The organism is Sinorhizobium terangae (genome assembly GCF_029714365.1).
Taxonomy (GTDB): Bacteria; Pseudomonadota; Alphaproteobacteria; order Rhizobiales; family Rhizobiaceae; genus Sinorhizobium; species Sinorhizobium terangae.
Window position 1 is genome coordinate 1,181,029 of the sequence record NZ_CP121659.1, and the last position, 25,225, is coordinate 1,206,253.

General features: G+C 60.4%; 22 protein-coding genes and 1 pseudogene. 20 read left to right on the plus strand and 3 right to left on the minus strand.

Annotated features, from left to right (window positions below):
- Window position 1: 1 nt before the first annotated feature.
- Entirely contained in the window at window positions 2-727 is a 726-nt protein-coding gene (locus QA637_RS05670) for a glycerophosphodiester phosphodiesterase (RefSeq protein ID WP_153442361.1), read from the minus strand.
- 13 nt (window positions 728-740) lie between these two features.
- Window positions 741-1,208, minus strand: coding sequence for a RidA family protein (locus QA637_RS05675; protein WP_153442362.1), 468 nt, complete (start codon window positions 1,206-1,208; stop codon window positions 741-743).
- Window positions 1,209-1,353: 145 nt separating this feature from the next.
- Between QA637_RS05675 and QA637_RS05680 the strand changes: the two genes are divergently transcribed.
- The 14 genes from QA637_RS05680 to lpxB all read left to right on the plus strand — a co-directional run bounded on the left by QA637_RS05680 (window position 1,354) and on the right by lpxB (window position 15,836).
- A complete protein-coding gene (locus QA637_RS05680) occupies window positions 1,354-2,181 on the plus strand; it encodes a cell envelope integrity EipB family protein (protein ID WP_153442363.1) in 828 nt (275 codons plus the stop codon).
- Window positions 2,182-2,363: 182 nt separating this feature from the next.
- Window positions 2,364-3,131, plus strand: a complete 768-nt coding sequence (gene rpsB, locus QA637_RS05685) for a 30S ribosomal protein S2 (RefSeq protein WP_153442364.1) — start codon at window positions 2,364-2,366, stop codon at window positions 3,129-3,131.
- Window positions 3,132-3,384: 253 nt separating this feature from the next.
- On the plus strand, window positions 3,385-4,308 hold the full coding sequence (gene tsf / locus QA637_RS05690) for a translation elongation factor Ts (RefSeq protein ID WP_153442365.1): 924 nt from the start codon (window positions 3,385-3,387) through the stop codon (window positions 4,306-4,308).
- Between the two features lie 191 nt (window positions 4,309-4,499).
- Complete coding sequence (gene pyrH, locus QA637_RS05695; protein WP_153442366.1) at window positions 4,500-5,222, plus strand: UMP kinase; 723 nt, start codon at window positions 4,500-4,502, stop codon at window positions 5,220-5,222.
- 51 nt (window positions 5,223-5,273) lie between these two features.
- Complete coding sequence (gene frr / locus QA637_RS05700; RefSeq protein ID WP_153442367.1) at window positions 5,274-5,834, plus strand: ribosome recycling factor; 561 nt, start codon at window positions 5,274-5,276, stop codon at window positions 5,832-5,834.
- A gap of 35 nt (window positions 5,835-5,869) precedes the next feature.
- A complete protein-coding gene (locus QA637_RS05705; RefSeq protein WP_153442368.1) occupies window positions 5,870-6,613 on the plus strand; it encodes an isoprenyl transferase in 744 nt (247 codons plus the stop codon).
- The gene (locus QA637_RS05710; RefSeq protein WP_153442369.1) at window positions 6,613-7,446 is read left to right on the plus strand and encodes a phosphatidate cytidylyltransferase; all 834 of its coding nucleotides are present in this window, start codon (window positions 6,613-6,615) and stop codon (window positions 7,444-7,446) included. Before QA637_RS05705 ends, QA637_RS05710 begins: the two co-directional genes overlap by 1 nt.
- Before the next feature lie 178 nt (window positions 7,447-7,624).
- On the plus strand, window positions 7,625-8,749 hold the full coding sequence (gene rseP / locus QA637_RS05715; protein WP_153442370.1) for an RIP metalloprotease RseP: 1,125 nt from the start codon (window positions 7,625-7,627) through the stop codon (window positions 8,747-8,749).
- 305 nt (window positions 8,750-9,054) lie between these two features.
- On the plus strand, window positions 9,055-11,385 hold the full coding sequence (gene bamA / locus QA637_RS05720) for an outer membrane protein assembly factor BamA (protein WP_283064273.1): 2,331 nt from the start codon (window positions 9,055-9,057) through the stop codon (window positions 11,383-11,385).
- Between the two features lie 46 nt (window positions 11,386-11,431).
- Window positions 11,432-12,496, plus strand: a complete 1,065-nt coding sequence (gene lpxD, locus QA637_RS05725; RefSeq protein WP_283064275.1) for a UDP-3-O-(3-hydroxymyristoyl)glucosamine N-acyltransferase — start codon at window positions 11,432-11,434, stop codon at window positions 12,494-12,496.
- Window positions 12,489-12,953 (plus strand): 3-hydroxyacyl-ACP dehydratase FabZ, encoded by a 465-nt coding sequence (gene fabZ / locus QA637_RS05730; RefSeq protein ID WP_153442373.1) that lies wholly within the window; start codon window positions 12,489-12,491, stop codon window positions 12,951-12,953. Before lpxD ends, fabZ begins: the two co-directional genes overlap by 8 nt.
- Window positions 12,954-12,955: 2 nt before the next feature.
- Complete coding sequence (gene lpxA / locus QA637_RS05735; RefSeq protein WP_428843120.1) at window positions 12,956-13,768, plus strand: acyl-ACP--UDP-N-acetylglucosamine O-acyltransferase; 813 nt, start codon at window positions 12,956-12,958, stop codon at window positions 13,766-13,768.
- Between the two features lie 5 nt (window positions 13,769-13,773).
- On the plus strand, window positions 13,774-14,655 hold the full coding sequence (locus QA637_RS05740) for an LpxI family protein (RefSeq protein WP_184108819.1): 882 nt from the start codon (window positions 13,774-13,776) through the stop codon (window positions 14,653-14,655).
- Complete coding sequence (gene lpxB, locus QA637_RS05745) at window positions 14,652-15,836, plus strand: lipid-A-disaccharide synthase (RefSeq protein WP_153442375.1); 1,185 nt, start codon at window positions 14,652-14,654, stop codon at window positions 15,834-15,836. The genes QA637_RS05740 and lpxB overlap by 4 nt, the downstream gene beginning before the upstream one ends.
- Window positions 15,837-15,866: 30 nt before the next feature.
- Here lpxB and gltA read toward each other — a convergent pair whose 3' ends face one another.
- A complete protein-coding gene (gene gltA / locus QA637_RS05750; RefSeq protein WP_153442376.1) occupies window positions 15,867-17,156 on the minus strand; it encodes a citrate synthase in 1,290 nt (429 codons plus the stop codon).
- Between the two features lie 322 nt (window positions 17,157-17,478).
- Here gltA and QA637_RS05755 point away from each other — a divergent pair.
- From QA637_RS05755 to QA637_RS05780, 6 genes and pseudogenes are all read left to right on the plus strand, one after another.
- Window positions 17,479-19,901 (plus strand): annotated as a pseudogene (locus QA637_RS05755) (ComEC/Rec2 family competence protein).
- Between the two features lie 184 nt (window positions 19,902-20,085).
- Window positions 20,086-21,084 (plus strand): tonB-system energizer ExbB, encoded by a 999-nt coding sequence (gene exbB, locus QA637_RS05760; protein ID WP_153442377.1) that lies wholly within the window; start codon window positions 20,086-20,088, stop codon window positions 21,082-21,084.
- 4 nt (window positions 21,085-21,088) lie between these two features.
- Window positions 21,089-21,514 (plus strand): TonB system transport protein ExbD, encoded by a 426-nt coding sequence (exbD, locus tag QA637_RS05765; protein ID WP_153442378.1) that lies wholly within the window; start codon window positions 21,089-21,091, stop codon window positions 21,512-21,514.
- A 301-nt stretch (window positions 21,515-21,815) separates the two neighbouring features.
- Window positions 21,816-22,475 (plus strand): protein-L-isoaspartate O-methyltransferase family protein, encoded by a 660-nt coding sequence (locus tag QA637_RS05770; RefSeq protein ID WP_153442379.1) that lies wholly within the window; start codon window positions 21,816-21,818, stop codon window positions 22,473-22,475.
- Between the two features lie 279 nt (window positions 22,476-22,754).
- Window positions 22,755-24,125 (plus strand): outer membrane channel protein TolC, encoded by a 1,371-nt coding sequence (tolC, locus tag QA637_RS05775; protein WP_153442380.1) that lies wholly within the window; start codon window positions 22,755-22,757, stop codon window positions 24,123-24,125.
- Between the two features lie 276 nt (window positions 24,126-24,401).
- The gene (locus QA637_RS05780; RefSeq protein WP_153442381.1) at window positions 24,402-25,202 is read left to right on the plus strand and encodes a PopZ family protein; all 801 of its coding nucleotides are present in this window, start codon (window positions 24,402-24,404) and stop codon (window positions 25,200-25,202) included.
- Window positions 25,203-25,225: the final 23 nt, after the last annotated feature.

Here is a 25,225-nt window from a genome sequence, read left to right on the forward strand (position 1 = left end):
CCTAGGAAATCATGGTTTCCCTTGGATCGAAACCCTCGAACGTCATCTGGTCGGCATTGGCGAATGAGTGGTCCTGAGCCTCTCTGTCGCGCACCGTCCATGTGATGACCGTGCGGCCGAGCGCGCGTTGCTTGGTGATGAAAGGATTCGGCATGTCGCGGTAGAAATAGGAAATGAAATCGAGGCCGATTTGCATCGCTTCCTCGTTCTCGGCGAAGGCCTCGGGCGTGATGCCTCCGGCGGTGAGGCCAAGCGGATAGGGCGCGTCCAATGCCTTGAGATCCTTGAGCAGCCAATGATCGAAGCTCATCAGCGCCACGTGGCCCTTGTAGTCCTCAAGGGTATCGAGCACCGCGGCGGCAAAGCCTTCGTCGTCGTCTTTCCGGCCCTTGAGTTCGATGATGAGCGGCACGCGCCCGTTGACGAGGCGGAGCATTTGCGACAGCGTCGGCACCTTGTCCTTGGTGCCGCCGACCGACATCAGCCCGAGTTCTCCCGCAGTCCTTGCCCGGACGTCTCCCTTTATACCGCAGAGCCGCTCGGTGTTGTCATCATGAAAGACGACCGGAACACTGTCTGCGGTATATTGCAGGTCGCATTCAATCGCGAAACCCGCTTCGGCAGCGCGGGAAAACGCCGAAAGGGTGTTTTCCCAAACCTCCCGATTCATGTCGTGAAAGCCCCGATGGGCGATCGGCTGGGCCTTGAGCCAGGAAATATCCTTCATGAGATTCCCCGGATCAGGCGATTTCGATGATGGCGTCGATTTCGACGGCTGCGTTGAAGGGCAGGGCAGCCATGCCCACTGCGGCACGCGCATGCTTGCCGGCTTCGCCAAGTACGTTGGCGAGCAGGTTGGACGCGCCGTTGATGACGAGGTGCTGTTCGACGAACTCCGGAACGGACGCGACGAAACCGTTGATTTTCACGAGGCGACGGATGCGCCCGAGGTCGCCGGAAAGCGCTGCCCTGGCCTGCGCCAGGATGTTGATTGCGCAGAGTTCTGCGGCGCGCTGGGCGGTCGCGACGTCGACGTCCTTGCCGACATGTCCGGTTACGGCAACGTTGCCGGCTTCCATCGGCAGTTGTCCGGAAATATAGAGCATCGAACCGCTGATCACGTAGGGAACATAGTTCGCTGCAGGTGCCGCGGCCTGAGGCAGTGTGATGCCAAGGTCGGCCAAGCGCGTTTCGATCTCTGCGGACATGGAAGGCTCCGTTGTTGTCTTTTGTGATAAAATCCGGCATGCAGGCTGGATCGGGACGGGCGTCAATCTTTTCGTCGCAGATCTGCCTCGCTTCTGCCGACAGTTTGTTTATAGCATTGCCGGCAAGTGCAACAGGAGGAAACGGATGTTTCGTACAGGCTTCGGTCTTGCCAGTTTTGGAAGCGTCTGTGTCGCGGCAATGTCGGTCTTGGGTGCCGGTGACGCGAATGCGAGCGTGCTTGCGCCTCACCGCGCCGTTTACGACCTGGAACTGAAGGATGCGTCCGACCGCTCGGGCATTTCCGGCATGTACGGCCGCATGGTCTATGAATTCAACGGTTCTGCCTGCGAGGGCTACACGGTCAGTTTCAGGTTCATGACCCAGGTCGATACCGGAGAGGAAGTCCGCCTCACGGACCAGCAGACGACCACCTACGAAGACATGCGCAACGGCAACTTCCGCTTTCTGACGCGTTCTTTCACCGACGAGAAGCTCGACAAGGAAGTCCGCGGAAGTGCGCATGAAGACAAGACCGGCGTCAAGGTCGAGCTGACGGCACCCGACAAGCGCGAGGTGGCTCTCGCCGAAAGCCGATTCCCGACCGAACACATGCTGGAAGTGATCGATCGGGCGAAGAAGGGCGAGGCGTTTTTCGAATCGCGCATCTTCGACGGCTCCGATTCGGGCGACAAGACGCTCATCACCTCGACCTTCGTCGGCAAGCCGCGCAAACCGGCGCCGGATGACGTCGATGTCGGCAAGGCCGGAAAGCTCGCGACCGAGAATTACTGGCCGGTGACGATTTCCTACTTCAACGACGACAGGAGCGGAGACGCGCAGCCCATCTACAGCATGGCGTTCAAGCTCTATGAAAACGGGGTCACGCGTGACCTGACGATGGACTATGGAGATTTCGTGCTGAGCGGAAAGCTCACCAACCTCGAAGTCTTCAATGCGGGAGACTGCAAATAGGCAAGAACCGCATAAAACTGACTTCCAGTCTTGATTTATCGGGCAGTTGCGGTTAAGGGGCTGCCCATTCCACACGTGAGGCACGGGATTTTCCGGGAGAAATCCGGATTGTTCCACCGGTGGGCGCAGCAAAGATGCGCTCGACGCCTTGCGGAGGTTCAACCGGAAAAGGAGAAAAAGGCATGGCATTGCCTGATTTTACTATGCGCCAGCTTCTTGAAGCAGGCGTTCACTTCGGCCACCAGACGCATCGCTGGAACCCGAAGATGAAGCCGTACATCTTCGGCGACCGTAACAACGTCCACATCATCGACCTCGCCCAGACTGTCCCGATGTTCTCGCGCGCCCTGCAGGTTGTCAGCGACACCGTGGCCAATGGCGGCCGCGTGCTTTTCGTCGGCACGAAGCGCCAGGCTTCGGAAATCATCGCCGACGCGGCGAAGCGCTCTGCCCAGTACTACGTCAATGCTCGCTGGCTCGGCGGCATGATGACCAACTGGAAGACCATTTCCAACTCGATCCAGCGCCTGCGCAAGCTCGACGACATCCTCGCTTCGGAAGCTTCGGGCTTCACGAAGAAGGAGCGCCTGAACCTCGAGCGTGAGCGCGAGAAGCTGAACCGCGCGCTCGGCGGTATCCGCGACATGGGCGGCACGCCGGACCTGATGTTCATCATCGACACCAACAAGGAATCGATCGCGATCGACGAAGCCAAGCGCCTTGGCATTCCGGTTGTCGCCGTCATCGACTCCAACTGCGATCCGGACCAGATCGACTACCCGATCCCGGGCAATGACGACGCATCGCGTGCCATCGCGCTTTACTGCGATCTCATCGCTCGCGCTGCCATCGACGGCATCGCCCGTCAGCAGGGCGCCGCGGGCCGCGACCTCGGTGCATCGGTCGAGGCTCCGGTCGAACCGGCTCTCGACGAATCGTCCGAGGCCTGATCTGGCCGGACGGTGGCTCAAGGCCGCCGTACCCAATGAAATGTCGGACGAGGCCGTTTGTGATGGAAATCTGAACGGCCTCGTTCTTTTCAGCCGGAAATGGCGTGATCGGGTCTACAATATCTCGCCCGCGCATCATCGCGATGAAGCGTTCATCACGATGTCACATTGAAAAGCCATTCCCTGCCAAAACCTCCTGGCATTGCGCCATCGATAGTGAGCGCGCCAGCCAAACAGACAAAGAGGCAAGAAGATGAGTGTTACTGCCGCAATGGTGAAGGAACTGCGCGAAAAGACCGGCGCAGGCATGATGGATTGCAAGAAGGCGCTTGCTGAAACCAATGGCGACATGGAAGCGGCGATCGACTGGCTGCGCGCCAAAGGCATCGCCAAGGCCGACAAGAAGTCGGGCCGCACGGCTGCCGAAGGCCTCATCGGCATCGCCAGCGCCGGCGACAAGGCCGTGGTCGTCGAGATCAACTCGGAAACGGACTTCGTCGCCCGCAACGACGCCTTCCAGGACCTCGTCCGCGGCGTCGCAGCCGTCGCCGTCGGAACCGATGGTTCGGTCGACGCAATCAGCGCTGCCAAGTATCCGGCCACCGGCAAGTCCGTTGCCGATACGATCACCGACGCGATTGCGACGATCGGCGAAAACATGACGCTGCGCCGTGCCGCGCTGCTGTCGGTCGACGATGGCGTCGTCGCGACCTACATTCACAATTCGGTTGCTGACGGTCTCGGCAAGCTCGGCGTGCTGGTCGCTCTGAAGTCGACCGGCGACAAGGAAGCACTGAATGCGATCGGTCGCCAGGTTGCGATGCACGTCGCTGCGACCAACCCGCTGGCGGTCCGCCCGAGCGAAATCGACCCGGCGGTGGCCGAACGCGAGCGCAACGTCTTTATCGAGCAGTCGCGCGCTTCGGGCAAGCCGGACAACATCATCGAGAAGATGGTCGAAGGCCGCATGCGCAAGTTCTTCGAGGAAGTCGCTCTTCTTTCGCAGGCTTTCGTCATGAACCCCGACCAGACCGTCGAGGCAGCGATCAAGGAAGCGGAAAAGACCGTCGGTGCGCCGATCGAGGTTGCCGGCATCGCCCGCCTGCTGCTCGGCGAAGGCGTTCAGAAGGAAGAGTCCGATTTCGCTGCGGAAGTCGCCGCTGCTGCCAAGGGCTGATTTCTTCACCCTTATTGGGAAAACATGGGGGCATCGCGTGACAACGCGATGCCCTTCGTGTATCCGGCATTCGTCAAAGCGTCGGACCCGCCGGTTTGTGGCCGGGCGGTCGATACCGCGCAACACGATATATCCTTATGCCGCTGTGCACCGCCTTCCGCACAGGCGTGCCGATCTGTTCAGGAGCGATGATGTCGGCCAAGCCAATCTACAAGCGTGTTCTTCTCAAAGCCTCCGGTGAAGCCTTGATGGGAAGCCAGGGCTTCGGCATCGACGTGGCGGTCGCCGACCGGATCGCGTCGGATATCGCCGAAGCGCGTAACATGGGCGTCGAAGTCGGCGTCGTTGTCGGTGGCGGCAATATCTTCCGCGGCGTCGCAGTCGCGTCGAAGGGTGGCGACCGGGTAACCGGCGACCACATGGGCATGCTGGCGACGGTGATCAATGCGCTCGCGCTCGCGACGTCGTTGCGCAAGCTGGACATCGACACCGTCGTGCTTTCGGCCATCGCCATGCCGGAAATTTGTGAGAGTTTTTCGCAGCGCGCCACCCTATATCATCTCTCGCTTGGCCGCGTGGTCATCTTCGCTGGAGGAACGGGCAATCCGTTCTTCACGACGGACTCCGCCGCGGCACTTCGAGCAGCAGAGATGGGCGCAGAAGCGATCTTCAAGGGAACGCAGGTCGACGGCATTTACTCTGCCGATCCGAAGAAGGACCCGACGGCTACCCGGTTCGATCGGCTCACCCACAGCGAGGTTCTGGAGAAAGGATTGGCCGTGATGGACGTTGCCGCGGTGGCGCTTGCACGCGAAAATGCCATTCCGATTGTCGTTTTCTCGATCCACGAGAAGGGTGGTTTTGCAGAGATATTGACCGGTGGCGGTCATGCGACCATCGTCACGGACAATTGACAGTTTGAAGGCCCTTTGGGCCATTGAAGACAGGAACGGGAGTCTTGAACCATGAGTGAAGGTGTGGACCTGAAGGAACTGAAACGCCGCATGGACGGAGCGATCTCCGCATTCAAGCATGACATAGCGTCGCTTCGCACCGGCCGCGCATCGGCCAACGTTCTCGATCCGGTGACCGTCGAAGCCTACGGCTCGCGCATGCCGTTGAACCAGGTTGCCAACATCACGGTTCCGGAGCCGCGGATGCTGTCCGTCTCGGTATGGGACAAATCCATGGTTGGCGCCGTTGAGCGCGCGATCCGGGAATCGAACCTTGGCCTGAACCCGATCGTTGACGGCCAGAACCTGCGTATTCCGCTGCCGGAGTTGAACGAGGAACGCCGCAAGTCTCTCGTCAAGGTCGCGCACGACTACGCCGAGAAGAGCAAGGTGGCCGTCCGCCATGTTCGCCGTGACGGCATGGACGACCTGAAAAAAGCCGAAAAGGATGGCGAGATCGGTCAAGATATCCACCGTGCTCAGTCCGAGCGCGTCCAAAAGATGACCGACGAAACAATTTCCGAGATCGACCGCTTGCTCGCCGAGAAGGAAAAGGAAATCATGCAGGTCTGACGCGTGATGATCTGAGTCTCTTTTTTGGACCGCCAATGCCAGAGTTCATCCCCGCAAACGTACCGAACCACGTTGCCATCATCATGGATGGCAACGGTCGATGGGCAAACGCGCGCGGACTACCGCGCACGATGGGACATCGAAAGGGCGTCGAGGCCGTGCGGGCTGCGGTCAAGACGGCCGCCGAACTCGGCATTCGCTACCTCACGCTTTTCGCATTCTCGTCGGAAAACTGGAGCAGGCCCGAGGCTGAGATCACGGACCTCATGGGCTTGCTCAAGGCGTTCATACGACGCGATCTCGCCGACCTGCACCGCGAGAACGTCCGCATCCGCGTCATAGGCGACCGTGCAAATCTCAGGGGCGACATTCTTCCGTTGCTGATCGAGGCGGAGGAGACGACGAGCGCGAACACCGGGATCACCTTGGTGATCGCTTTCAACTATGGCGCGAGAGACGAATTGGCGAGGGCCATGCGTCGTCTCGCGACAGAGGTGGCCGCCGGTCGCCTCCGCCCGGACGAGATCACGACGGACAGGATCAACGCAACGATCGACACCGCCGGCATCCCCGATCCGGACCTGATTCTGCGGACGAGCGGCGAAGAGCGCCTCTCCAACTTTCTGCTTTGGCAAGGAGCCTATTCGGAATTGCTGTTCATTCCAGAACTTTGGCCGGATTTCACGCGTGAAACATTCCTTGCCGCCATCGAGAAATATGCCAGCCGCGAACGCCGTTTCGGCGGTCTCTCGCAACCGACGCTGGCGGTCGGCTCCTGATGCAGTCTGAACTCAAGCTGCGCATCGCCTCCGGAATAGTGCTTGCGGCGGTGGCTCTCGGTGCGACCTGGGCAGGCGGCCTTGCCTTCCAGTTCCTGTCCGTCGCGATCGGTTTGCTGGTCTATTACGAGTGGTCGACCATTACGAAGCTCGCTGAGGGCGACTTTCAGGGCAATGCGTTCGGGTGGCTTTCCCAGATCGTAATCGCAGTCCTCGTGCTGTTCGATTACATCCATCTCAGCCTGCCGGTCCTCGCCGCCTTTTCGGTTCTCGCCGGGCTTTGGGTGTTGATCCGCAACACGAGCTGGTGGCTGCCGGGCGGCATAGTCTATGCGGGTTTGACGGCGGTTTCGCTCGCGGCGATCCGCGGCGCAGATTATCTCGGGCTGGTGGCGATGCTTTTCGTGTTCGCCGTCGTCTGGGGGACGGACATCTTCGCTTATTTTACCGGCAGGGCAATCGGTGGGCCGAAACTGGCGCCGGCCATATCCCCCGGGAAAACCTGGTCCGGAGCGCTGGGCGGGACGATCTGCGGCGTGCTTGCGGGTGTTGCCGTCTTCATGGCTCATTTCTCCCTGCAGGATTTTCGCATCCCGATCATCGCGCTGGTGCTGTCAGTCTCCAGCCAGATTGGGGATCTGTTCGAATCTTTCATCAAGCGTCGTTTCGGCGTCAAGGATTCGAGCCACCTCATCCCGGGGCATGGCGGGGTCATGGACCGGGTCGACGGATTGATATTCGCGTGTGTTGCCGCGCTGGTTCTGGTTTTGGCCCAGATCCTTTCTGCCGGCGGCCGCGCTGTCGCCTTCGGTTCCGTTCTGTTGGGCCTTTGAGGCCTGCCACATAATCCCTTAGGTCGAATTTGAATTGAGGGTAGATTATATAAGGATGCAAAGTGTGACCGCGGCAGTCGCGCATCTCTGTAGCGCCGCGCGTCTTACCAGACGTGCAAAGGACGCTGTAGCAGTGGAATGCGCGATGTCGCTACAGCGGATGCGTTAGGAATTGCCAATGAGCATGCTGCTTGAAAATCTGCAATACGCTATACCCACCTTCCTGTTCCTGCTGACCCTCTTGGTCTTCGTTCATGAGCTGGGACACTACCTGGTGGGCCGCTGGTCAGGTATCCGTATTCTCGCCTTTTCCGTCGGCTTCGGGCCAGAACTCTTCGGCTGGACCGATGGTCGCGGCACCCGATGGAAATTCTGCGCGATTCCGCTCGGCGGCTACGTGAAGTTCTTCGGAGACGACGATGCAGCGAGCACGCCGGACTATCGGCGTATCGAGGCAATTGTACCGGAAGAGCGTGCTCGCACATTCCTGGGGGCGAAGCTTTGGAAACGGGCTGCGACTGTCGCGGCCGGACCGATTGCCAATTTCGTGCTGGCGATTGCGATTTTTGCCGTTCTCTTCTCGGTCTACGGGCGGGCCGTTGCCGATCCGGTCGTGGCTTTGGTGGCGCCCGGCAGCGCGGCGGAGAAGGCAGGCGTCAAGCTGGGCGACAGGCTTGTTTCAATCGACGGAACGCCGATTGTGACTTTTGACGATGTGCGACGCTACGTCAGCGTCCGACCGGAAATGCCGATCACGGTTCGCGTCGAGCGCGAAGGTTCACCGATAGACCTGCGGATGGTGCCGCAGCGCACCGAATCCGTAGACCCGCTGGGCAACAAGGTGGAAGAAGGCAAGATCGGTATCGGAACAAATCAGGAGGTCGGAAACTTCCGAATCGAAACCTATGGACCGCTGGAAGCAGTCGGGCAGGGAGCCCTGCAAAGCTGGCGGATCGTCACCGGCACGTTCGACTACCTGTCGAACCTGGTCGTTGGCCGCATGAAGGCCGATCAGGTGGGCGGACCGATCCGTATCGCGCAGATGTCCGGGCAGATGGCGAAGCTTGGGGTTGCCGAAGTGCTGAACTTCGCAGCGGTTCTTTCAGTTTCTATAGGATTGCTTAACCTCATGCCTGTGCCCGTGCTTGATGGTGGCCACCTCATGTTCTATGCGGTGGAGGCGTTGCGCGGCAAACCGGTCGGGCCTGCTGCACAGGATATCGCTTTCCGCATCGGATTTGCGATGGTGCTGATGCTTACGGTCTTCGCGGCGTGGAACGACATCAATTGGCTATTCGGCTGAAACCGGATTCCGAAGACGTGTGGCGTCGCCCGTAGGCCTGCCTGCGCTCTTCTTCCTTTCCGGGTCCTTGGAGGGAAGGAACAACCTTTCGGATATTGTGAACACGTGACGCGCAATGGCTTGCGCCGCAAGGATTTGTTTACGATAAGTCGAATCCGTAGTGGCGGTTAAGCCACGGTTCGAATTGAAGTAAACAGAATTTAACTAGCTGGCTTGCTTGTATGGCAAAAGCGGGTAAAACGGCAACCGTGACCGGAGTCGGTACGAAATTGCCGCGGGACGTTGGGAAAAGGTAAGAATTTAACATGAAAGCTGGTTCAAGGTTTTTGAACGCGGTGTCGGCGTTTGCGCTGTCAGCAAGCATGGTTGCCACGGGTACCGGTGTTGGGGTGTTCGCAGGCACGTCCGTCGCGCAAGCCGCGGTCATCAATCGTGTTGAGGTGCGGGGCGCAACGCGCGTAAGCGCGGACACCGTGCGCGCAAACATAACGATTGTCCCGGGCAAGAACTTCAGCAACGCCGATATCGATGCCTCGGTGAAGCGCCTTTATGCAACTGGCTATTTCTCCGACGTCAGCATCAATGTCGCCGGCGGCACGCTCGTCGTCACCGTCAGCGAGAATCAGCTCGTCAACCAGGTCGTCTTCAACGGCAACCGCAAGATCAAGGACGATAAGCTTCAGGGTTTGGTGCGGACCCAGCCGCTCGGTCCGTACAGTGAGGCGACCGTCGAAAGCGATATTCAGGCCATCAAGGCCGCCTATGCTGCGATTGGTCGTAGCGACGTCACCGTGACGACGCAGGTCGTGCCGATTGCGGAAGGGCGCGTGAACCTTGCCTTCGTCATCAACGAGGGCGAACGCACCAAGATTTCGCAGATCAATTTCGTCGGCAACGAAGCTTACAGCGACGGCCGCCTGCAGTCGGTGATTGCGACCAAGGAATCGGGCATTTTCTCGTTTCTGACCCGTAAGGACGTCTACAATCCGGACAAGCTGCGCGCCGACGAAGAGCTGCTGCGTCAATTCTATTACAACCGCGGTTATGCCGACTTCCAGGTGATCTCGTCCGACGCCGTGCTCAACGAAGAGACCAACGAATACACGGTGACGATCACCGTCGAGGAAGGTCCGCGTTACGACTTCGGCGCGGTCAACGTCGAGTCGACGGTCGAAGGTGTCGACGCCGAAGAGTTGAGGGGGTTGATCCAGAGCCGCGAAGGCTCCGTCTATAAGGCGAAGGATGTTCAGGACACGATGAGCGAAATTTCGAAGCGTGTTGCTTCGGAGGGCTATCCGTTCGCTCGCGTCACGCCGCGCGGCAACCGTGACCTTGCCAATCACACGATCGCCGTCGACTATCTGGTCGACCAGGGTGAGCGCGCCTACGTTGAGCGCATTGAGATCCGTGGCAACACGCGCACGCGTGACTACGTTATTCGCCGTGAGTTCGATGTCGGCGAAGGCGATGCCTTCAACCAGGAAATGATCGCTCGGGCAAAGCGCCGGCTCGAGGCTCTCGGCTATTTCTCGAGCGTGAATATTTCGACCCAGCCGGGCAGTGCCGCAGACCGGGTTGTGATTGTCGTCGATGTGCAGGACCAGTCGACCGGTTCGTTCGGCATCGGTGGCGGTTATTCCGCCGGCAGTGGTGGCGGCTTCCTCGTCGAGGCCTCGATCGAGGAGAAGAACTTCCTTGGTCGCGGACAATATATTCGCCTTGCCGCCGGCAAGGGTGAAGACAGCCAAACCTATAACGTTTCGTTCACCGAGCCTTATTTCCTCGGTTATCGTCTGGCCGCGGGCTTCGATCTTTTCAAGAACGAAAACGACTTTGACGACGATCACTACAGCTACAACGATCAGGGTTTCAGTCTGCGCGTGACAGCGCCGATCACCGAGGCTCTGTCAACGACGCTGCGCTATAACTACACGGAGTTCGAATACTTCGGCGACAAGGACGAATTGTCGACTCCCTATGACCGTGCAATCGACGGCAGCCCGTGGACCCGCTCGTCGGTCTCTCAGTCGATCACCTACAACACACTGGACGACGCGCAGCTCCCGCACGAGGGCATTCTCGCCTCGGTCACGCAGGAGTTCGCCGGCTTGGGTGGCTCGTCCGATTTCTACAAGCTGACGGGTAAGGCCAAGTGGTACTACACGGTGAACGACGAGGCGGACATCATCGCGTCGCTTGGCGGAAGTGCAGGACACTTGTTCAAGACGTCCGGTTCAATGGAAGTCTTCGACCAGTTCCAGTTGGGGAGCAACGATATCCGTGGCTTTGAGCGCAACGGCCTTGGTCCGCGCGTCAACAACGGCGACGCGCTCGGTGGAACGACCTACTTTACAGCCTCTGCGGAAACGTCGTTCCCGCTGCCGGGTCTCCCGCGTGATAGCGGCTTCCGCGGTGCGCTCTTCGTCGATGCGGGCACGCTTTATGGCAACGATGTCGCCGTTGGCCCCGGAGAGTCCGTTCGCGGCGAGGATGCCTCCTTGCGCGCCTCCGTCGGCGTCGGCCTGATCTGGGCCTCGCCCTTCGGGCCGCTGCGTGTGGATTACGCCGTGCCGGTTGCGAAGGAAGATTTCGACGAAATCCAGAACTTCAAGTTCGGCATTAACTCGTCGTTCTGATAAAGAGCAGTCCAGAACTGCTGTCCAAAATCGTTCTGGAGTGTCTATGGAACAGAACTGGTTTTTTCCGCCCCATCAGGGGATTCGCTTGGGTGACTTGGCGAATCGAATTGGGGCGGAGTTGTCGGATGCCGCTGCGGCGGATCGCTTGATCCACGCGGTCGCACCGGTTTACCGCGCCAAATCGGGCGATGTTTGTTATATGCTCTCGCGTAAGAACCGCGACGAGTTAAATGATTGTCATGCCTCGGCAATCATCTGCGACAAGGCGATTGCGTCAATCGTTCCGGATAACATCCCGGTTCTCTTGACTGCGAAACCGCATACGGCCTTCGCGCTCGTGGGCGCTCTGCTTCACGAAATGGCCATGCGACCATCCTACAATACAAGCGAGCGCGGCATTGCTGCGGGCACGTTTGTCGATCCAACCGCCCGACTTGAGGGTGGTGTCGAGATCGAACCGATGGCTGTCATCGGTGCCGGCGCCGAGATCGGCAGCGGAACGCGGATTGGGGCGGGAGCCGTCATCGGGCCGAATGTCCGAATCGGCCGCGATTGCACGATTTCCGCCGGAGCCAGCATCCTTTGCGCGCTGATAGGCAACAACGTCATCATTCATCCCGGTGCGCGCATTGGCCAGGACGGCTTCGGCTACGCGCCAGGCCCCAAGGGCGGAATGATCAAGATCGTTCAGGTCGGTCGCGTGATCATCCAGGATGACGTCGAGATCGGTGCGAACACGACAATCGATCGCGGCACCATGGATGACACCGTGATCGGCGAGGGCACGAAGATCGACAACCTCGTCCAGATCGGACACAACGTCCGCATCGGTCGCTATTGCGGCATCGTCAGCCAGGTCGGCATCGCCGGCAGTACGAAGATTGGCGACGGCGTGATGATCGGCGGCGGAAGCGGTGTCAATGGCCACATTACCATCGGAGATGGCGTGCAGATCGCCGCGATGAGCGGTGTGGCGAGCGATGTGCCGGCCGGCGAGCGTTACGGTGGGATCCCCGCACGCCCGATGCGGGATTTTCTGCGCGACATTGCCGAGATGGCGATGCGCGCCAGCGAAAGACAGAAGAAGAAGGGTGGCAAGGATGAATGAGGCTGCAACGGTACTCGGCACGGCGGATATTCAGGAAATCCTGACCCTTCTTCCCCATCGCTACCCGTTCCTGCTTGTCGACCGCATCATAGCGATCGACGCCGACAATTCGGCGATCGGGATCAAGAACGTGACGGCGAACGAACCGCATTTCACGGGACATTTCCCCGGAAAGCCGATTATGCCGGGCGTGTTGCTGATCGAAGGCATGGCGCAGACCGCTGGCGCCATCTGCGCCCGCAAGACCGGGATCGGCGACAATCTCGTCTACTTCATGACCATCGACAATGCCCGATTCCGCAAGCCTGTCGTGCCGGGAGACCGGGTCGAATTCCATGTCGTGAAACAGAAGCAACGTGGCAATATCTGGAAGTTTCACTGTGATGCAAAAGTTGACGGGCAACTTGTCGCGGAAGCTGATATCGGCGCGATGATTGTCAGCAAGGAAGACGCCTGAAAATGATTGCATCGACTGCGAAGATCCACCCGTCATCCGTTATCGAGGATGGGGCGGTGATCGGGGAGAACGCGAAGGTCGGTCCTTTTTGCCATATCGGGCCGAATGTCGTTCTGGGAGGCGACGTCGAACTCCTGAGCCATGTCGTCGTCATCGGGCGCACGACCGTCGGCAGGGGGACGAAGATCTTCCCGTCCGCCGTCATCGGCGGCGATTCGCAAAGCGTGCATCACAGCGCCCTGAATACGACGCTGGTCATCGGCGAGAACTGCACCATCCGCGAAGGTGTGACGATGAACACGGGCACCGTCGAGCATGGGGGCAGCACGATCGTCGGCAACAACAACCTGTTTCTGGCCAATTCCCACGTTGCGCATGATTGCCGGCTCGGAAACAACATCATCCTGTCCAACAACGTGATGCTGGCGGGGCACGTGATCGTTGACGACCGCGCCATTCTCGGCGGCGGTTCGGCGGTTCACCAGTTCACGCGCATTGGCAGGCAGGCCTTTATCGGCGGGCTCTCGGCGGTAAGCTACGACGTCATTCCCTATGGCATGCTCAACGGCAATCCCGGCGTTCTGAGCGGTCTCAATGTCGTCGGCATGACGCGCGCTGGCATCGACCGCGCGACGATCCATGCGGTGCGGCGGGCGTACAAGCAGATTTTCGAGGGACCGGAATCGATCCGCGCCAATGCTGCGGCAATCCGGCCGGAGTATCTCGATTGCCCGCCGGCGCTCGAGATCCTCGATTTCATTGCGGCAGACAGCGACCGCGCGCTGTCGTCGCCCAACCGCGGCAACAGAGGTTGACTGCAGTGGTAGCCCGCAGCCTGCCGGGTACGGGGGGCAGGTTGGCGATCATTGCCGGCGCCGGTGCGCTGCCGCATCACGTCGCGGAGGCCGCGCGGCGACAGGGCGAAGACCCTTTCATCATTGCGCTGTCGCGCGAAGCGGACGCCGATTGGACGGGGTTCGACTACGCCGTTCTGGCCATCGGTGATTTTGCCGCGATCAGCCGAACCTTCGAGAAGGAGGGCATTGACCGTGTTGTGCTCTCCGGCGGAGTTCGGCGTCGACCGGAATGGCGTGATATCCGCCCCACGCTGAGGACGCTCGCCAAGGTACCGAGTGTGCTTCGGACTCTGGTGTCCGGTGGTGACGACGCGGTTTTGAGGATGGCGATGGATCTCATCGAAGCGAGCGGCGCCCGCGTCATCGGCGCACAGGAAGTCGTCCCCAATCTCCTCGCAGACACCGGCCCGCTTGGGGCCCACACGCCAACGGATGACGATCGGCGGGACATTGAAGCTGGGATCGCCGCTGCCAACGCCTTGGGAGCGCTCGATGTCGGGCAGGGCGCCGTCGCGGTCGGCGGCCGGGTGATCGCGCTCGAGGGTGCTGAAGGCACCGACGCCATGCTGGCGCGCGTTGCCGCGCTGAAGGTGGAGGGTCGGGTCTCGACCCGTCGTCGCGGCGTGCTCGTCAAGCTTTGCAAGCCGCAGCAGGACGAACGCGCTGATCTGCCCTCTATCGGTCCTTCCACAGTTGCGGGCGCCGAGGCAGCGGGCCTTGCAGGCATTGCCGTCGAAGCGGGCAGGGCACTTGTGCTCGAGCGGTCGCAGCTTGTCGAAAGGGCCGACAAAAGCGGCCTGTTCATCCTGGGTGTTGAGCGTGGGAGGTATGGCAGCCGCCGATGACGGGCAAGGGCTACAAACTGGCTGTGATAGCCGGGGAGGTCTCGGGTGACTTGCTCGGTGCCGATCTGGTACGCGCCCTTCGCCCGCGTCTCGCAGGCCCGCTTGAACTCGTCGGTGTCGGTGGCGAGGCGCTCGAAGCCGAGGGGCTGGCATCGCTGTTCGACTATTCCGAATTGTCGATCATGGGCTTTTCGCAGGTGCTTGCACGATTGCCGAAGCTCATTCTGCGCATCCGCCAGACAGCGCGCGCAATCATCGCGGCCCGGCCGGACGCATTGCTCATCATCGACAGCCCGGATTTCACCCATCGCGTAGCGCGGCGCGTGCGCGCGGCGCTACCACATCTGCCGGTGATCAATTACGTCTGCCCGAGCGTCTGGGCGTGGAAACCCGAGCGCGCGCCGCGCATGCGTGCCTATGTCGACCATGTGCTTGCGGTTCTGCCGTTCGAGCCGGAGGTGATGCGCACGCTCGATGGTCCGTCGACAACCTATGTCGGGCATCGCCTTGCGTCCGACATCAATGTCTTGTCGGTTCGTGCCCGGCGGCGCGAAAGGCAGCGCGCCGAACGGCCGCTGGAGCCGGCGACCTGTCTCCTGCTTCCGGGATCCCGCGGGAGTGAAGTCAGCCGCTTGCTTCCGATTTTCGGCGAGACCGTCGAGGAACTCGCGGCGCGCCATCAAGGCATGCGCTTTCTTTTGCCGACTGTTCCCCGGCAGGAGCGGCGGGTGAAGGAACTGACGGCGTCGTGGAAGGTGCAGCCCGAGATATCGGTTGCAACCGACAGGAAGTGGGAGGCCTTTGAAAAGGCCGACGCCGCACTTGCAGCTTCAGGGACGGTCATTCTCGAGCTTGCGCTTGCCGGTATCCCCGTCGTTTCAACCTACAAAGCCGATTGGCTCGTCAGCTTCCTGCATTCTCGGATTCGGATATGGACTGCGGCACTTCCGAACCTGATCGCCGATTTTCCAGTCGTACCGGAATATTTCAACAAGATGATCCGGCCGGCGGTGCTGACACGCTGGTTCGAGCGGCTTTCGAGCGACACGCCGCAACGCCGTGCCATGCTTGACGGCTTTGCCATCGTGCAGGAGCGCATGGCGACCGACCGGCCGCCCGGCGAGAAGGCCGCGGAAATCGTCTTCGATTATCTCCAACAGAAAAAGCCCGGCCGTCTCTGACCGGGCTTCTTGATGTGACGGGATGTCCGCTCAGCGCTTTGAGACCGGGACGTAATCGCGCTGCGATGCGCCGACATAGAGCTGACGCGGGCGACCGATGCGCTGCTCCGGATCCTCGATCATTTCGTTCCACTGCGCGATCCAGCCGACAGTGCGGGCAAGCGCGAAGAGCACCGTGAACATGGTGGTGGGGAAGCCCAGCGCCTTCAGCGTGATGCCGGAATAGAAGTCGATATTCGGATAGAGCTTCTTTTCGATGAAATATTCGTCGGTCAGCGCAATGCGCTCGAGTTCCATTGCCACTTCGAGCAGCGGATCGTCCTTGTGGCCGAGCTCGGCGAGAACTTCATGCGTGGTCTTCTGCATGATCTTCGCGCGCGGGTCGTAATGCTTGTAGACGCGATGGCCAAAGCCCATCAGGCGGAACGGATCGTTCTTGTCTTTGGCCCTGGCAATATATTCCGGGATGCGGTCGACCGTGCCGATTTCCGCGAGCATGTTGAGCGCGGCTTCGTTGGCGCCGCCGTGAGCGGGTCCCCAGAGGCAGGCGATGCCGGCCGCGATACATGCAAACGGGTTTGCGCCCGACGAGCCGGCGAGGCGGACGGTCGAGGTCGATGCATTCTGCTCGTGATCGGCGTGCAGGATGAAGATCCGGTCCATCGCGCGCGAGAGAACCGGGTTCACGACATACTCCTCGCAGGGAACTGCAAAGCACATGCGCAGGAAGTTCGACGCGTAGTCGAGGTCGTTCTTCGGGTAAACGAACGGCTGGCCGACATGATATTTATAAGCCATGGCGGCAATCGTCGGCATCTTCGCGATCATGCGCAGCGACGCGACCATGCGCTGATGCGGATCAGTGATATCTGTCGAGTCGTGATAGAAGGCCGACAGCGCGCCGACGCAGCCGCACATGACGGCCATCGGGTGGGCGTCGCGGCGGAAACCGGTGAAGAAGCGCGACATCTGTTCATGGACCATCGTGTGGTGGGTCACGCGATAGTCGAAATCGTCCTTCTGAGCCTTGGTCGGCAGTTCGCCGTAGAGGAGCAGATAGCACACTTCGAGGAAGTCGCCGTGTTCGGCCAGTTGCTCGATCGGATAGCCACGATGAAGCAGCACGCCCTCGTCACCATCGATATAGGTGATCTTGGATTCACAAGACGCCGTCGACGTAAAGCCGGGATCGTAGGTGAACATCTTCGTCTGCTTGTAGAGCGATCCGATATCCACGACGTCCGGCCCGATGGATCCCGATCGCACTGGCAGTTCCGCCGATTTTCCATCGAATGTTACAACCGCGCTTTTTTCTGTCATGGGAGCCTCCGTCTTATGGCAACGTGGCATAGAAAAATGCCACGAAATTGAACGTTGCGAATTTGCTATATGATTTATTTTCGACTGCCAAGCTGTACGAAAGGCAAATTGGTGCGATGCGAAAATGTGCATATGGCGACGCAATAATCGCACGATATGGCCAGATGTCCAAGCGGACCAATGATCGTTAATCTGATAATGCGGTACCATTCTATATAGCTCTGCTGATTTTTTGTGCAGTTTATCTTCTGGTTGCAATGCGGCGAAGTTGGTTGCAGGATCGGCCGAGAGCCGCAGAGGGGCAGAGCGGGCAGCAATGGGGATGGAAGAGCGAGGACCGACGACGCTCGATGCGCTGCATCGCGCATCGCCTTTCATCGGCAGCCAAGTCTCCGTTCACGCCGCCGATACCCCGGTAGCGCAGGCCGGGCGCCGGCTGCGACGGCCACTGAATGGTTCGGCGCTGGATCACAGGGTCCCTGCGGCTGCCGCCTCGGTCATCCGGCGATTGCGCGCGGCCGCGGAGGAGGAGGCTGATTTTGGGCACGGCTTCGTACTGATCCCGGTGCTTCTAGCGCTCGGCTCCCTCGTTTGGTTCACACTGGCGTATGACGTCGGAATTGCCAAACTTGCAGCGCTGCTTTGCGTTTTCGGCATATCGGCGCTCCTCTGCCAAGGGCGTTTCGCACCTTGGCGGCCGATAGCGATCGCGCCTTTCATCTTCGTTGCTGGTATGTTGCTGTCCGCGGCGGAGACCGCACGCCTCGGCACGGTCGTTCTCGATGGCCCGGTGACGACGAACCTTCGCGGACGCGTGTTGTCGCGCGAACAGGATGACAAGGGGCGCTGGCGATATCTGGCCGAGATCACCGAAACTTCCAGGCCTCGGCTTCGCAGACCACCCTCCAAAGCAACACTGCTGGCGCGAAGTCAGCACCAAGGATTTCCGGTCGGGGCTATCATCGAGGGCAAGGTGCGCCTTTCCCCGCCTTCGGGACCCGCGCTGCCTGGGTTGAACGACTTTGCCTTCGACGCTTTTTTCAAAGGCGTTGGAGCGGTCGGATTCTTCTACGGCGCTCCACGACTGGTACCATATGCGGACGTTGCCGCATCGCGCACCGATACGTCCCTGTTTGCGCGAGGCAAGGCCTTCCTTGCTGACATGCGTGAAGCCGTTGGAGAGAGGATCCGGACGGTGGTCGGCGGCGATACGGGAGCGATCGCGGCGGCGCTCATCACTGCGGAAGAGCGAGCCATCAGCCGCGAGACAGTCGAAACGCTGCGAGCCGCCGGCCTGTCGCATGTTTTGGCTATTTCGGGGCTGAACATGGTTCTGGCGGCGGGGACCTTTCTTGTCGGAGCGCGGACACTGTTGAGTCTGGTTCCGGGCCTGGCCGAACGGCTGCCGATCAAGAAGATCGCCGCTGCGGGGGCGCTGGTGATGGTCCTGCTCTACATCCTGATCGCCGGTGGCGCAGTCTCGGCGCTTCGTTCCTGGATCATGATCTCCATCATGCTCATAGCCGTCTTTTTCGACAGGGTTTCGATCAGCCTGCGGAATGTCGCTCTGGCGGCAATTATCATTATCGCCTGGACACCGTCGGCGGTTGCCGGGCCAGGATTTCAAATGTCCTTCGCCGCCACCCTGGCTCTGGTCGCAGGCTATGCCCGCTGGCGCGAACATCGAATGCGGGAGCGGGAACGAGCAACTGGCGAGCGCCGCTGGGAGCCGGCGTCCAATTTTGCCATTGGCACCGTCGCCACATCTCTCATTGGTGGCTTGGCGACGGCAGTCTACGCCGCCGCCCATTTTCATCGGCTTCCGGCCTATGGATTGATCGCCAACGTCCTCACCACGCCATTGATCAGCATCCTCATCATGCCGTTCGGCTTGTTCGCCATGCTGCTAATGCCGTTCGGGCTTGAATATTATCCCCTGGTGGTGATGGGGCAGGGGCTCGATTGGATGCTCGCGGTAGCGCGCTACGTGGCTTCGTTCAATGGCGAATGGGTGACGGGTCGGGTGGGTGCGACCGGTTTGCGCCGGCGGCGTTCGGCGGAATCGTGCTGTGTGTGCTGCGAACGCGGCTGGCGCTCATTGGAGCAGTATTGATCGTGTTCGGCGGCGCGGCGATCGCATGGGAGCGCCAGGCGCAACATCCCTCGGTGGTAATATCCGAAGACGGCCAACTGATTGGGCTGATTACAGAAGACGCCATCGCCACCAACCGGACCCGCCCGCCGGACTTTATCTTCTCGCAATGGCAGCGGGCGCTTGCCGCCTCCAATCATGTTGCCCCGGTCATCGAACGTGCCTCAAAGATGGAACCACGCGATCTTGCGGCAAGCGGGGTGAATGCGGCTGAAATCCTGTCATCTGTGAAACCTGGAGGCTTTATCTGCCGCAAGGGCGAATGGTGCGCCGGCCGCAGCCGTGAAGGCTGGACCATCGTCATCGTCGACGCCCCCGAATTCTTTCCGTCCTTATGCGAGACCGCTGACCTCGTCATCGCAGCCGGCCGGCGGCCCTTACCGGCGTGCAAATCGAGCCGGGCACTGATTGTGACGGCTGAGACTCTGCGGAGTAGCGGCGCGATCGAAATTTACGCCGATGAGAAGCAGACTGGAGCGCCGCTCCACATGCGGATCGTGAGGTCGTTCACGTCCACGGGGAGGCCGTGGCAACGTCATCGCCGGTACGACTGGCGTAGCGATGACTTCTCACCCGACGAAGGCAGCTTCTGAATTCGCCTGATAAGTGGTCGTAAGAATGCGACACCGCCCTTATTCTTGATTATTTTACTCCACAAATCCTTGCCATTCGGTCATAGTTCGTCGTAAAGAACCTGCGAAAGCATGCGGGCTTGCTCGTCCCGGGGTTGCATCGCAGTCAGGCGACAAGACAGGCACACAATATGTGAGGAACGAGATGTCACACCGGACCCGGCCGCAATTGAGTGTGTTGTTTGCGGCAACGCTCGCCATTTCACTTGCCGGAGCGGTTTCGGCAGGCTTCGCCCAAACAATACAGCAAGATCCCTCCGCCGCGGTTGCCGGGCAGGCGCAGGGCGCGGCGGCGCCCGCCGTTACGGCACCTACTGCCGGCGAGAGCCAAGCGAATTTCACCGCGCCGCCGGAACTGCCTGCACCTGTCGACGCCCCGACGCCGGGCGCTAGCGGAAACCCAGTCCTTCCGCACGATCTTTCGCCGCTCGGCATGTTTCTCGCCGCCGATATCGTCGTCAAGAGCGTGATGATCGGCCTGGCGCTGGCATCCGTCATCACATGGGCGATCTTCCTGGTGAAGACGATAGAGCTCATTGGCGCAAAATCGCGGTTGAACCGCGCGGTGCGGATGCTCTCCGCAGCGAACGGGCTCGCCGACGTCAAGGCCGCGCTTGACCGCAAGGCGGGCGTTGCCGCGGAAATGGTGGCGGCGGCTGATGACGAAATGGCCCGTTCGGAGGCGGTTCTGGACCACGCCCCGGCTAGCGGTACCAAGGAGCGCGTGTCGTCGCTGCTCGGCCGTATCGAGGTTCGTGCCGGCAAGCGGATGAGCGGTGGCACCGGCATTCTGGCCTCAATCGGCTCGGTTGGTCCCTTCGTCGGGCTGTTTGGCACGGTCTGGGGAATCATGAATTCGTTTATCGGCATCAGCAAAGCGCAGACGACCAACCTCGCCATCGTCGCGCCCGGTATCGCCGAGGCTTTGCTGGCAACGGCCATTGGTCTCGTCGCGGCCATCCCCGCGGTGGTGATCTACAACTACTTCGCCCGGTCTGTAGGCGGCTACAAGCTGATACTGGCGGATGCGGCGGCCGCAGTGGAGCGATTGGTGAGCCGGGACCTCGACCATCGGCACATGCGCAGGACCCAGCCGCACAGGCGCGACGGCCATGTCGACGCTTCGATAGCCAGGATCGGATAAGGCGATGGCGGCAAAGATATCTGAAAGTGGCGGCGATCTCGATGAGAACAGCGAGATCAACGTAACACCCTTCATCGACGTCATGCTCGTCCTGCTGATCATCTTCATGGTTGCTGCACCCTTGGCGACCGTCGACATGAAGGTCGATCTGCCGCAATCCGTGGCCAAGCCCGCGCCAAGAGACGACAAGCCGGTTTTCGTGACGCTGAAGGCAGACTTGACGCTGGCAATCGGCAACGAGAAAACGGCCCGCGAGAGCTTCGTTTCCGAACTCAACCGGATGACGAACGGGAACACGGAAACACGCGTGCTGCTGCGCGCGGATCGTCTGGTCGATTACGGCGAGCTGATGACGGTCATGAATCTCATTCGAGGCGCGGGCTACGGCAAGATCGCGCTTGTCGGTCTCGAGGCGGCGCCCGCGCGGTAGCTGCCTGCAGCCGCTGGTTTGAAGATTTGTCGTGACGCTTTTGCGGGACTGCCTGTCTTGCAGACGACACCCGATCAGCCGGCGCGTCTTTGCCCTCTTCTGTTCTGGAAGTGATGCGGCTCTGTCGTGAGCCGTTGCCACCGTTCCCTTTTTGCTTGCCGAAATGTCGCTGTCGCTTGAAACCGGCGGTGCGGCGATTTATGAGCTTAAGCAACAGGCTGCGCTTCGGCAGCCAGATGCAAGATCGCGCGGATTTCCAGGACACCGGCGCCGCGCCTATCCGGGACACGAGGGCAGTACCATGAACTTCGAAGCAGCGCGCAATAAGATGGTGGACAATCAGGTCCGGACCACGGACGTGACCTCCCATTCGGTCCTGTCCGCCTTCCTTTCCGTGCCTCGCGAGGAGTTCGTGCCCGCGAAATTGAAGGAACTGGCCTACATCGATGCCGACATCGAACTCGTTGGCGGGGCCGAGCCACGCTATCTGATGGAGCCATCGCCGCTCGCGAAGCTGTTGCAGCTCGCCGGAATTTCCAAGTCCGATGTCGTGCTTGAGATCGGCTGCGGGACGGGTTACGCCTCGGCACTGCTATCTCTGATTGCCGGCTCTGTTGTCGCACTGGAGAGCGACGAGGGGCTCGCCGCGACGGCGACGGCAACGCTCGCGCGCCTCGGCTATGACAACATTGCAGTGGTGACCGGCAACCTTGCCGAAGGCTACGCCGCAGAATCGCCCTATGATGTGATTTTCATTAATGGCGCGGTGGAAACGATCCCCGAGGGCCTTTTCGGGCAACTTCGCGACGGCGGGCGTCTCGTGACGGTGGAAGGATTTAGTAACGCATCTCGTGCGAAACTTTATGTGCGCGGATTCGGCAGGGTCTCGGAGCGGTCGGACTTTAACACGGCCGTTAAACCTCTTCCCGGATTTCGCCGCGAGCGTTCTTTTGTTTTCTGAGGCACCTCATATTGGTGGCGCTCAGCATAGAAGCGTTGTTACCAAAATCGCAATGTTGCCAATTGGCAACGTATCCTTTGTTTCTTTTTGAAATGGCTGCTGAGAGCGTCAGTGGACAGTTGTCGCAGGACCGAATCCGGGTTTCAAAGAGCGCAGGGGTAGTGATTTGCTCGCCAACGGGTGGCACGAGCACGTCACCACAGTCGTTGTGCAGGTCGCCAGAGCGGACTTGCTGATAATTGCGGGGCAGCACTGCTGCCTCGGTTGATCGGAGGGAAGATGGTGTCGATTGTCCGCAAAGCAGCCTTGTGGGCGGCTGTCTCGACCAGTGTACTGATCGCGCCGCACGCGGCGCTCGCAGAGACGATCGCCGGCGCAATGGCCAAGGCCTATGCGAACAACCCAGATCTCAATGCCGCACGTGCCGGCCTTCGCGCCACCGATGAAGGAGTTCCGATCGCCAAGTCCGGATTCCGGCCTCAGATTTCGGCCTCTGCGACGGGTACGCTAACCCGCACTGACATCGAGAAAACCGGCACGCGCGATTTTCACAGCGGGCAGATCGGTATCAGCATCACCCAGATGATTTTCGACGGGTTTCAGACACTGAACAACGTCAGAGCCGCTGAATCGAATGTCTTTTCCAGTCGTGAATCGCTGAAGGCGAATGAAATCCAGATCCTTCTTGCGGCAGCGCAGGCCTACGCCAATATCGCGCGCGACCAACAGGTCGTTTCAATTCGCAGGCAGAACCTGGCGTTCCTGAGGGAACAGTTGAACGCCTCACAAGCTCGCCTCGAGGTAGGTGAAGGAACGCGCACGGACGTGAGCCAGGCGGAGGCCCAACTCGCCGACGCGCAGTCCTTGCTGGTAAGCGCGATCGCTCAGTTGAAGCAGAGCGAAGCGGTCTACGTGCAGATCGTTGGCGCGGCTCCGACAGGAATCAGGCAGCCAGCGCCGGCCAGCAAGAGCATGCCGAGATCCCTCGATCAGGCGGTGGCTACAGGCTTGCGGGAAAATCCGCAGATTCTGGCTGCGCAGTATGCTGTCGACTCGGCAGGCTTCCAGGTGAAGTCGGCCGAAGGCACGATGCTGCCCGGTGTCGTCCTCCAGGGGGCAGTAACCCGCAACACCGGAAATGCCGGGACAGGCCTTGACGATACGACAGCGAGCGTCACCGCTCGGCTGGAAGTGCCGATCTATCAGGGCGGCGTTGAATACGGGCAGATTCGTCAAGCCAAGGAAGTTCTGGGCCAGCAGCGGATCCTCGTCGATTCCGCGCGTGCTTCGGTTCAGCAGACCGTCGTTTCGGCCTACGCCCAGCTTGACTCCGCGCTTGCGCGAATTACCGCAAGCCGGTCGCAGATTTCTGCCGCCAACCTGGCGCTCGAGGGCGTCATCGAGGAGCGCAAGGTCGGTCAGCGCACGACCCTCGACGTTCTCGATTCGCAGCAGGACGTTCTGGACGCGCAGGAGTCGCTCGCCGGCGCACAGCGCGATGCCGTCGTGGCGAGCTATTCGCTGCTTGCCGCCATGGGCCGGCTGACGGTCAAGACGCAGGGTCTCGCCGTTGCCGAATATCGCTCCGAAGAGCACTACGAAGCCGTCAAGGACAAGTGGTTCGGTCTGCGGACCGTCGACGGCCGCTGACCGCGAGAGCTAGAGCCACTGCGCGTCTTATCAGGCGCGCAAAGGACGCTGTAACGCTTTGAACCGCTGCATGATCTTATCCTTGAATCGGCACGATTTAAGGAAGCATGCAGTTGGCGGGGCAGACGGCATCTGCCCCGAAAAACAAATCTGTGCAAGAATCCCCGTGGTTGATTCGTGACGTTTGTTTCGTCCGCGAACTCACTTAAGGTCTGTTTGAAATCGGCACATGGAGGCATCTTAAGCCCGTCTTTGCCGCACCAAACGAGGATGGAAATGGCACAGCTCAATGTCGCGCGTGAACCTTCGATGGACGAGATTCTGGCGTCCATTCGCAAGATCATCGAGAACAACGAGCCTGGGCAGATCGGATCCTCTGTCCGGCAGGAGTTCGAAGACGAAGCCGGTGACGAGATCGAACTGACAATCGACTCGGAAATCGAGGCCGTTGCGTTCCGCGCATCCGAAGAGCCTCGCCTTTCATCAAACACACCGTCATATGTGTCGCCGGCTGAAGCAACCGGCGATGCCGCAGAAACGCAGACTTCGCCGCAGCCACCGCTTTCGCTCGCCGATGTCGCGGCAAGGGTGCGAGCCGCTTCAGAACGTCACGCGGTGAACTATGCGCCAAAGGATCAGGTCGGCCCGGCCCCGATGCCTCCGGTGCAGGATAATCCGGTCGTCACCTCACGAATGGCGGCGATCTCTTCGCCGGCGGCCCCGGTGAACGCAGGCGCCAGAAAAGTGGAAGACGAGGCCGTCCGGGATGTTGCCACAGAACGGATGGTTCCCGAGCCCAGCGCGTCGTCACAGGCAACTGTTAGGGAGAAAGTGGCCGACAGCGAAGAAACGCCGCTGGGCGCTATCGTTTCGCCGGCCGTCAGCCGCCAGGTAGCGCGCTCATTCAAAGACCTTGCCCACGCAGTCGAGCAGGGCCCCAGGCGTTCCTTCGACGAGATTGCGGAAGCGATGCTTCGGCCGATGCTGCAGGAGTGGCTGGATGACAATCTGCCCACCCTGGTCGAGCGCTTGGTGCGCGAGGAAATCGAACGCGTCGCGCGCGGTCCTCGTCGCTGAGGCGCACTTTTGCGGAGAGCTAC